Source organism: Xenorhabdus sp. Sc-CR9 (assembly GCF_963897815.1).
GTDB lineage: Bacteria > Pseudomonadota > Gammaproteobacteria > Enterobacterales > Enterobacteriaceae > Xenorhabdus.
This window is the reverse complement of sequence record NZ_CAWQTY010000239.1, coordinates 1-8,804: the sequence shown is the minus strand read 5'-3', so window position 1 is coordinate 8,804 and position 8,804 is coordinate 1. Positions and strand designations below refer to the sequence as shown.

Genomic DNA, 8,804 nt, shown 5'->3' with positions numbered 1-8,804 from the left:
GAATCATTGTTGTCAATTTATGTGGCAATTACTCAATCACGTCGATGTCTTTTTACGATCGTTTTCATCGCAGCAAAAGCCCGGAATACAAAAAATGAGTGGAGCACTATTATGAAAAGTGATTTACCAGCAAATCCCCCCTCAATTAAATTGAAGCCGTTATAAATAGAGACTAACGCATTTTGTAATCCCAATCCTCTATCATTATGGGCATGTAGGCAGAAATTGACTAAAGGGTAATCATGGCGTAAGTTAGCAGCCAGTATAGCCATTGCTTCAGGATATATCGTTCCTAATGAATCATTAACTCGAACTACATTGATATCCATAAGTAGTGTTCGATCAATTTCTTTTATTATTTTTTCATAAGATACTTCATCCACCCCTGAACTAAAATTATTTAGCAAACTCACTCTAAAATTTGTAAAACCGTAGCCACGAAGTTCTTCAGTTGCTCTTTCAAATGTTTTTTCATCTGATTTATACGAAACCATTCCAAAACTGATAGTTACATATTTTTTAAATTCATCAGGGAAATATTTAAATTGCTTCATAAGAGGTTCATGGCAATTTAATAGCATGATAAACGAAAATTTAGCATCAAACGGAAGTTTATTTTGATGAACAAGCAGCTTTATAACAGAGGCTAAATCTGTTGGGTCTTTTGGACCAGAACCAAAAACAATATCTCTTATTCCTGTTTCAAATATAGTTGATATTAAGGGTATTTTTCTATCTGTTTGAATCGAAAAAGGGCATCTTTCAGAGCCTTCCCTCAGTGTTTCATCCAAAATACCATCAATATTAAAATTTGAGAATCGTGGTTTATGATTCTTAGGTAGTGTCAATAAGGCCATGTCATAACCTCTTTCTTATTTAATTTAATTTAATTAAAAAATATTCAGCCCAACAATGTTGCTTAAATGTTTTTATTTTGTTAAATGAATAATTTCTTTCTTATCATTGAATTTATCAATAATAGTGACAAGGGTGGTGCTATGAAGCAGGATATTAGTACTAATCGTTTCGATGGACGCAGTATTACTCTTGAACAACTGCGTGCTTTTGTGTTTGTTGCTACACATGGGGGGTTTGCTAAAGCTGGTGAAGAATTGGGGAGAACACAATCTACACTCAGCTTCAGTATTAAACGGCTTGAAAATGATATTGGTTGTCGTTTAATCGATAGGCGTCAAGGGTATATTATTGGGTTAACTAACGAGGGAAAGCAGCTTTTACCTGTGGCAAAGGAAATCCTTTCCCGTATGACACAAGCGCTACAATTAGTGAAAAAATCCCAATTGAGAAGCAAAATTGCGCTCGGTGTACCTAATGATTTCAGTATTACAAAACTGCGCAAAGCAATTTCCTGGTGTCTTACTGAACATCCTGAATTAAAAATAGAGATTACTGCTGCTTCATCGCCTGAACTTTCTGCTCTACTGGAAAAACAACAATTAGATATGACGATAACAAAAGAAATAGCAGGAAAGCCGATTAACACCAATGATAAAAGTATTTTGCACGTTGAGCTATTGTACTGGGTTGCCTCAAAGGCCTTATATTTCAGTGAACTCCAAGAAATTCCTCTGGTTACTTTTCCCAAAGGCTGTGTTATCCGCCAATATGCCACAAAAATACTGGATAATGTGAACAAACCGTATTTCTTTTCATATGTCAGTTCTTCCTTTGAAAACATAAGAAGTGCAATAGCACATGGCTTGGGAATTGGATTATTACCACATGGTACATTAACCGATGACCAATGCATATTATCCACCGAACATGGAGTACCTAGTGTTCCAGCCATTCAGCTTGTTTTACATGTTGCAGTTCAGAGTGATTTGCACACACTTTTTGCTGATTATCTACGCCTCTCATTATCAGAATAATGGCAGTATAAATATTGAATAAAGTTACTCCTGTCCACACATAAGCCGTTGCTCTCGGTATAATCACGGAGAAAACTGGTGCTGGATGATTGTTGGGCCAAGAAACCGTTGGAAAATAACCTCTACCAACTGCTCGTTATACATTAGAGAATTTGCAAACAGGGCACCTTCGCTACCACATTAAAATTCATTTGAATGATTCAGCAGCACTCAGCTTTTTTCAATAAACCTCGTGCAACATCCATTTTTCTGGCTACCAAAACAGCGGCTTCCAGTTCACTGCACTGGTGTGCCCGCATTAATGCCCGTCGCTCGGCCTTTTCTTCTTTTTCCGTCATGCCCAGCGCCAGATAAAGACTCGGGGGCACCACCCGAAACAAGGCCTCGATTTTTTTTGCCAGTACCACGCCTTCAGTATAACAACGGGGTAATTTACTGGCAGAGAGCAGCACCGCTTTCTGCTCTTCCGTCAGCTTTTTAAAGCGGGCGATTTGCTCCACTTCATCCGGTGGCATGGTGAGACATAACCACCACTCTGCCATATTCAGCATCTTTTCAGCGGTGTCAGGGTAATCTGCCAGGTTTTGTGTAGCGAGCCACAGCCAGGCCCCCAGTTTACGCCACATCTTGACCACTTTAGTCATATACGGTGATAACAGCGGGTTGGTCGTGGTGATATGCCCTTCATCAATCACCAGTTGCAGTTCGCGATCCTGATATTGATCCCGTTCAGCCAGGTTATTGACTTTGTTAATCAGCGACACCATCGCCAGTGCCATCTGGGCCGAGTAGTTCTCCCGTGCCAGTGTGCCCAAATCAATCAGGGTGGCATCCACTTCCGGCCACGGCGTACCGGGGCGGTTAAACAGTTCATCCTCAAAGCCTTGTGTAAACATTGACATAGCACTGGCCATTTCATCCGCCCATTCCCGCCGGTGTGCGGTGATTAACGGCTGCCCGTGTTCATCCTGCTGATGATTACGGGCGATGACATAAAGGGCATTTTGTAAGTCTGAAGCCACCATCTGGAGTGCTTCGTTAAAACTGGTCTGTGCGGCTATCATAATCGCTTCGCGGATAAGACCACGATCAGAGCGGGCCAGGCGCTCTTCCTCTCTTTTTTCACCGCCGGTGATCATCAGTCGGGCAGCAATTTCCATTTCCCCCAGAATATCGCGCTGTTCATCGCCTTCTTCCTGTGCTTCATCCGTCTCAGGAATATCGGCTTCATTAATCCGCAATTGCTCAGGACTCAGTTGCAGCAACTGATGGGCATCGGCAAACAGGGCCAGACTGACGCCACAGCCCGGTCTGATGCCGATTTTATTCACTGTCAGCCCCAGACTCTCATAGTAATCAGCCAGCAGGCCAAAGCTGTTGCCGGCTTCGACAATAAACAGGCGCGGCCGGTGTATTGCCATCAACTGGATTAACGAAGCGCACAGGGTGGCGGACTTCCCCGCACCGGTCGGGCCAAACAGCAATAAATGGGCATTCTGGGTGCGATCCTGTTTGTTCATCGGATCAAAGGTCAGCGGTGCCCCGCCCCGGTTAAAGAAACTGAACCCCGGATGCCCGGTGCCGGTTGAACGGCCGGTGACCGGCAGTAACCCGGCCAGATGCTGCACCCAGGTCAGGCGGGTATACCAGTGTTTTTTGTCTTTCTGCGGGTTAAAGCACATCGGCAAGGCTCGCAAATAAGCATTTAGCCCTGATAGCCCTCCACCTGCAGATAGCCCTGAAAACCGGCGAGATAGTCGGCGGCACACGTCCCTGAGCGGCTGGCCTGATAGTCATACAACACGATATTAGGCGTGATCGTCAGTGGCTCGGGGGCATCGGTGCCCACACAATAGACCCACATGTAATTTGTCGTTTTTTCGGACGTCACCACCTTCACTGGGGTTTCATCCGCATGGAGAACCGGTTGTTGCAACAGCGTTTCCCTGAACCTGGCCACCAACGGCGCAAACAGCTGGGCGGATTTTACTATCCAGTCACTCTGGGTCTGGCGGCTGAGGTCAATGCCATACTGTTTGAACAACATTTCCTGGCGGTACAAGGGTAACCCATACTGATATTTACTGGTAATAAGCTGGCTGAGCAGACTGCTGGTTGCCATGCCTTTCCTGATGGGCATCGCTGGCAGGGGAGCTTGTCTGATAGGGGTCTGAACCCCGGACTTTTCACATTCACGGCAGGCGTATTTAGGGCGGATATGTTCAATCACCTTGACTTGGGCTGGGATGAACAGCAGCTTTTCACTGCGGTCTTCCCCCATCTGATGCAACCTGCCGCCACAACATGCACACTGTTTTTCCTCATCGGCGATATCATGGAACACGGTTTCACGCGGTAAGTCTTTGGGCAGGGGCTGGCGTGTCGGCTTATGACGGGTAACGGTGAGGGTTTCCTGCGCGGGGGCAGTGTCAGCCGACAACGCGATCTCTTCCGCTTCGTTAAACAACTCCCCTTGCCCGGGGAAAGCTTCCGACGAAGCGCCAAACCGTTTTTGCTGTGCTAAACGAAACTGCTCTTCCAAAAAGGCCAGCCGCTGCGACTGCTTAATCAGCAGCCGTTTCAGTTCAGCAGGGTCATTGGGCAGGGCATCAATATCGATTTTCATGGGAACATTTTATCCCTTCCCCGGCGCAAAATCTGACTTATTGCCCGTCTGTTTGATGATCATCAAGGGATCAGGTGACATGGCAATTCTGGACGGACAGCGGCTGATGACCGATGACATCATAACCCGATAACAGCCCATGCAATTGCTGCTCTGTCAGGGTCAGGGAGGCACTGTTGACGGCGGTGGGCCATTTGAATTTCGCGTTCTCCAGCCGCTTGTACCAGAGCGCAAACCCGGTTTTATCCCAGTACAGGATCTTGAGTTTATCCCGCTTCTTGTTGCAAAAAAGGAATAACGCCGTTTGCGTCGGCAAGAGCTGCATTTCCAGCTCCACCCAGACCGCCAGCCCGTTGATGGATTTTCGGAAGTCGATAAACGGGCGGCACAAATACACCTCCGGCACATCCACAAACATTTTCATGCGGTAAGCCCCCGAATAATCGCAATGATAACGTGCATGTCCGTGCCGGCAGGAAAACGCAGTGTGCCCTGCGGTGTCTCAAATAAGATGGGGACCATAGATTTTTTCTGAGCGGTGCTGACTTGAATAAAAGCAGGCGAGGCAGCGGACTCAGATCGCTTTTCCTGTGAACGAGCGTCACATCGACGATGGTGATAGAACTGGGTCATTGAGATACCGATTTTTTGGCAAAACTGCTGAACAGTCAGTTGGGATTTTTTCTGCTGTTCAAACATGTCCAGCCACTCGGCTGGTGTAAACCTGGATTGGCTCATGTGGGCTTTTTCCATCATAAGAATAGGTGAAACTATTTTAATCCGTGGATTTACCCTGGCTAGGTGGGGTTCCCCGTACGCTTACGTAAGAAAAACAATTAACGCTGTTTATTTAAGGGGGCTTTTTCAATAATTCGCCTGTCATCCAATAACGTCCACGATGAGCGCTCAGGGACTCGGTAACAGGAGAATGAATATGATAGTGACAGCATTGAAGGAAAATCTTATCCGTTTGCCGGAAGTGCAGCGCCGAACGGGTTACAGCAATGCGTGGAGTTACAAACTGATTGGTGACGGGGAATTTCCGAAGCAGGTCAAAATCGGCCCTCGCTCCACCGCGTTTATTGAATCAGAAATAGATAACTGGATTGCCCAACGCATCGCGGGATCACGCGCGGCATAAGGTGCACAAAAGAATATGACATAAGAAACATTACATAAAAACACAACGCCCCAGAGTGCGCGAACACATCTGAGGCGTTTCACCAATAACCGTTTAGTAAGGTAAAAAACGATGGCTGACATACAGCATACCCAAACTCGCCCTGAATTTACAGTTCAAAAAAAATCCGGCAGTCAAAAACCGCTCGACCTGATCCAGACCGTGAAAACATCAGTCATGTATTCATGGGCAAATCTGCTGCCTGCCTGTGGTATTGACGTTCCGGCAAAAGGTAAACATGGCCCCTGCCCGATTTGCGGCGGCACTGACCGTTTTCACTTTATCGATGATCACCATCATGGCAACTGGCATTGCCGCCAGTGTGATACGCCCAACTACGGTGATGGACTGGATTTAGTAGCAAGAACCCAAAAGATTTCGATTACTGAGGCGGCGAAAATCATTGCTGGATCACTGGCATTGCCTCTGCCCGACCCCAAACCCGCCAAAGAAAACTTTTATCCAATACAACCGATTGCCGACAAAGTGGCAGCACTGATGGCGCAAACAGTTATCGGGCAATCGCCCTATCTGACTGCAAAGGGGCTGCACTGCCCTAATCAGCGACTGCTGTCCGATAAATCAACCGTGTTAATGCTGACAACACTGGACAATAAAGTCACAGGGGCGCAGATCATCAAACCGAATGGTGAGAAAAAATTCCTCACTGGCAGCGAGAAGAAAGGCGCGTTTATTGCTCTGTCAGTGCTGGAAGAACGCCCCGATACGGTCATCATTACCGAAGGTTACGCCACGGCACTCACAGTGAACCAACTCTGTAACGGGACTGTTCTGGCCGCGCTGGATGCGGGCAATTTGCTCTCTGTTGCCCAATCAGTCAGAGAACGCTGGCCGGACACGAAAATCATTATTGCCGCCGATAACGACTGGCATCATCCCGACGAACTGGATAAAAACGGCAAACCAAAAGTGAATACCGGCAGAATCTCGGCAGAAAAAGCCGCTATTGCGGTGAATGGCTGGATCACGTTATGGGCGCTTTCGTCCGGGGCTGTGACGAACTGAAAGCCAAAACAGGAGCCAGCATTCTGGTTGTTCACCATTCCGGCAAAGATGAGAGCAAAGGCGCAAGGGGTTCCAGTGCGTTTCGGGCTGCGCTGGATGTTGAATACCGGATCAACCGGGAGGGGAAAAAAGGTGATGCACTGGTTATCACCTGCACCAAAATGAAAGATGCCGAAGAGCCGGAACCCCAAGCCTATGACCTGCGCGTGGTTGAACTTTTTACCGATAAAGACGGGGAGGATATTACATCACTGGCTCTGATTGACAGGCCGCGCGATCCGGTTGAAGAGGAAGAAATCGGACTCATTGCCAATAAAACCGATAACCACACGGTATTGTGGCAGTGTATACGCTCGCGCACTGCCCTGAAAGAACCCTGTTCCATTGCCCTTGTGCGTGATGATTTAAAGGCGATGGGAGTGAATGTAAAGAATTTCAGCCGCTGGTTAACCAAGTTAGAGCATGACAGGCTGATTACCCGGAACGGGCAGGAACTCGCCCTTGTTAACCAGAATAATGACAATTAAAAAGAGAGTCAGAAAGTGAGGAGAGGTGAGGAACGGAATTTTTCACCTCGCCATATTCCTCACTTTTCTCGTATATATACGGAAAAAGTGAGGAATACAAAAGACATTGATTTTTAAGGATAAATAAATCTCAATTCCTCACCTGTTTTTGCAGTGAGGAAAATAAAAAGTGAGGAGAAAAATGAGGAGCGGGTGAGGAATTACTCTTTTTTCTGGCAGGAATTTTTTAGATCTCCGTGTTACTGGGTTAATGAATTAGCCCAGTAACACGGAGAAGACAAGCGTAGCGCGTCAGTGATACCCTAAACTCACTATCAAGCGAAGCAAAAAACTCAAAGTGGTCATTTTACCACTCTCCGTAAGGGTACTTTTTCCCTTTGATAAAGTTTTTGATACGTTCGGAATATTCACCATAACCATCAGGATGGTTTGTTTTGTCCCGGCAAATCGTCATATTATCACCAGAAATCGATTCACCTGTGGCCACTAAGATATTATCGCCGTTGTTTTTATCGATCCCCCGCAACCAAGCGCGTGCAGTTCCAGCGGGAGCCAGACCAATAAAAATTCGCTCTCGATAGTCTGGTGGTTGTTTCTTATAGCCGGGATAGAAAGCAGGTTCGCGCATCAGCTGTCTTACAGCTGGTGTGAATTTAAATAGCGTCTGATAAGATTTTTTATCAATCACTGAATCCCAGCAGACTGTCAACGAGAGAGGCAAGGCTTCACCATGGTTTTTAATCCCGCTAGCCCCCCCTCCTAATTTCTTGCTCCACGAATTCACACTTCTATAATCTGAATTAGCGCCATCAGGCATAAATTTTTGCACAATATAATTATCTTCATCCAAAAACTGGACAAAACTAATACTGACAGGAGAATATTTTGGGGTAATAAATTGGAATCTCCACTTCTCATAAGGCAGCGGTTCGCTATTGCGTACAATGGGTTTGTAAGTCACTACCCGCTTTCCTGATGAATAGGACACTGATGGATACGACTGACAAGCCGTTAACCCCAATATCATGCCTGAGCAAAGTAACAAAGCTAATGTATTGTTGTTTCTCATTCTGAAATATCCTTGCCATTATTATCAAAAATAGTTCTACGCCAATTACTATTAGGACGATTCGCATAAGCAATTTCCGCCGGTAAAATATCCCCTTGCGTTGTATTATCTTTTGTTTTTGTATTGTTCCAGTTTGCTGAAAAGTGAGTGTATTTAGACCATATTAATGTCAGTTCTTCCTGAGTAAAAGGCTCAGGTTTCTGTCCCTGCCTGACAGCCCGCCCCTGAGCAATAGTTTTTTTGATCTGGCTGGCGATTCAGGCGGTTTCTTAAAAAATAGACCATGCTTATCCAAGATTGACGTCTTGTAATAAGTCTTTTTATGATTGAATTTGGTGACCGTCTAGACGGTCACATCAGGGCACGAGCATACTTTGATTAACATTCAGCCAAAGAAAACTTGGGCGCGGTAATCATCACACCAGCTGGCTTTTTTAAGCTTATTTCTTTGGCTTGGTGCCCCGCAATCACATTGCTTGACCAT

6 protein-coding genes and 5 pseudogenes are annotated in these 8,804 nt (G+C 46.0%); 5 read left to right on the top strand and 6 right to left on the bottom strand.

All coding sequences use genetic code 11. The annotated features are described in order from the left end of the window. Positions 1-115 (top strand): annotated as a pseudogene (locus AACQ81_RS19145) (IS630 family transposase); the annotation flags it as partial. A 22-nt stretch (positions 116-137) separates the two neighbouring features. Here AACQ81_RS19145 and AACQ81_RS19140 read toward each other — a convergent pair. Further along, positions 138-857, bottom strand: a pseudogene (locus AACQ81_RS19140) (isopropylmalate synthase); the annotation flags it as partial. A 141-nt stretch (positions 858-998) separates the two neighbouring features. On the opposite strand from AACQ81_RS19140, the gene AACQ81_RS19135 reads away from it, so the two are divergent. Further along, a complete protein-coding gene (locus AACQ81_RS19135; RefSeq protein WP_237388263.1) occupies positions 999-1,892 on the top strand; it encodes a LysR family transcriptional regulator in 894 nt (297 codons plus the stop codon). A gap of 200 nt (positions 1,893-2,092) precedes the next feature. Here AACQ81_RS19135 and AACQ81_RS19130 read toward each other — a convergent pair. From AACQ81_RS19130 to tnpA, 4 genes and pseudogenes are all read right to left on the bottom strand, one after another. Next, positions 2,093-3,607 (bottom strand): annotated as a pseudogene (locus AACQ81_RS19130) (conjugative transfer ATPase); the annotation flags it as partial. Continuing rightward, positions 3,604-4,518, bottom strand: a pseudogene (tnpC, locus tag AACQ81_RS19125) (IS66 family transposase); the annotation flags it as partial. The pseudogenes tnpC and AACQ81_RS19130, both read right to left, overlap by 4 nt. A 70-nt stretch (positions 4,519-4,588) precedes the next feature. Next, a complete protein-coding gene (gene tnpB, locus AACQ81_RS19120) occupies positions 4,589-4,942 on the bottom strand; it encodes an IS66 family insertion sequence element accessory protein TnpB (RefSeq protein ID WP_237388262.1) in 354 nt (117 codons plus the stop codon). Next, positions 4,939-5,256, bottom strand: a complete 318-nt coding sequence (tnpA, locus tag AACQ81_RS19115; RefSeq protein ID WP_237388261.1) for an IS66 family insertion sequence element accessory protein TnpA — start codon at positions 5,254-5,256, stop codon at positions 4,939-4,941. The genes tnpB and tnpA overlap by 4 nt, the downstream gene beginning before the upstream one ends. A 196-nt stretch (positions 5,257-5,452) precedes the next feature. Between tnpA and AACQ81_RS19110 the strand changes: the two genes are divergently transcribed. The 3 genes and pseudogenes from AACQ81_RS19110 to AACQ81_RS19100 all read left to right on the top strand — a co-directional run. Beyond that, the gene (locus AACQ81_RS19110; RefSeq protein WP_237388260.1) at positions 5,453-5,659 is read left to right on the top strand and encodes a helix-turn-helix transcriptional regulator; all 207 of its coding nucleotides are present in this window, start codon (positions 5,453-5,455) and stop codon (positions 5,657-5,659) included. Positions 5,660-5,770: 111 nt separating this feature from the next. Further along, a complete protein-coding gene (locus AACQ81_RS19105; protein ID WP_336885693.1) occupies positions 5,771-6,724 on the top strand; it encodes a primase-helicase zinc-binding domain-containing protein in 954 nt (317 codons plus the stop codon). Beyond that, positions 6,691-7,251 (top strand): annotated as a pseudogene (locus tag AACQ81_RS19100) (helicase RepA family protein); the annotation flags it as partial. The gene AACQ81_RS19105 and the pseudogene AACQ81_RS19100, both read left to right, overlap by 34 nt. Before the next feature lie 346 nt (positions 7,252-7,597). Here the strand turns inward: AACQ81_RS19100 and AACQ81_RS19095 are convergent. Continuing rightward, complete coding sequence (locus tag AACQ81_RS19095; protein WP_237388259.1) at positions 7,598-8,320, bottom strand: DUF2931 family protein; 723 nt, start codon at positions 8,318-8,320, stop codon at positions 7,598-7,600. Between the last annotated feature and the right edge of the window lie 484 nt (positions 8,321-8,804).

What these genes read in the sequence shown, in the direction of transcription:
- AACQ81_RS19135 (WP_237388263.1), top strand. Translation starts at nt 999, where the DNA reads ATGAAGCAGGATATTAGTACTAATCGTTTCGATGGACGCAGTATTACT.
- tnpB (WP_237388262.1), bottom strand. Translation starts at nt 4,942, where the DNA reads ATGAAAATGTTTGTGGATGTGCCGGAGGTGTATTTGTGCCGCCCGTTT.
- tnpA (WP_237388261.1), bottom strand. Translation starts at nt 5,256, where the DNA reads ATGAGCCAATCCAGGTTTACACCAGCCGAGTGGCTGGACATGTTTGAA.
- AACQ81_RS19110 (WP_237388260.1), top strand. Translation starts at nt 5,453, where the DNA reads ATGATAGTGACAGCATTGAAGGAAAATCTTATCCGTTTGCCGGAAGTG.
- AACQ81_RS19105 (WP_336885693.1), top strand. Translation starts at nt 5,771, where the DNA reads ATGGCTGACATACAGCATACCCAAACTCGCCCTGAATTTACAGTTCAA.
- AACQ81_RS19095 (WP_237388259.1), bottom strand. Translation starts at nt 8,320, where the DNA reads ATGAGAAACAACAATACATTAGCTTTGTTACTTTGCTCAGGCATGATA.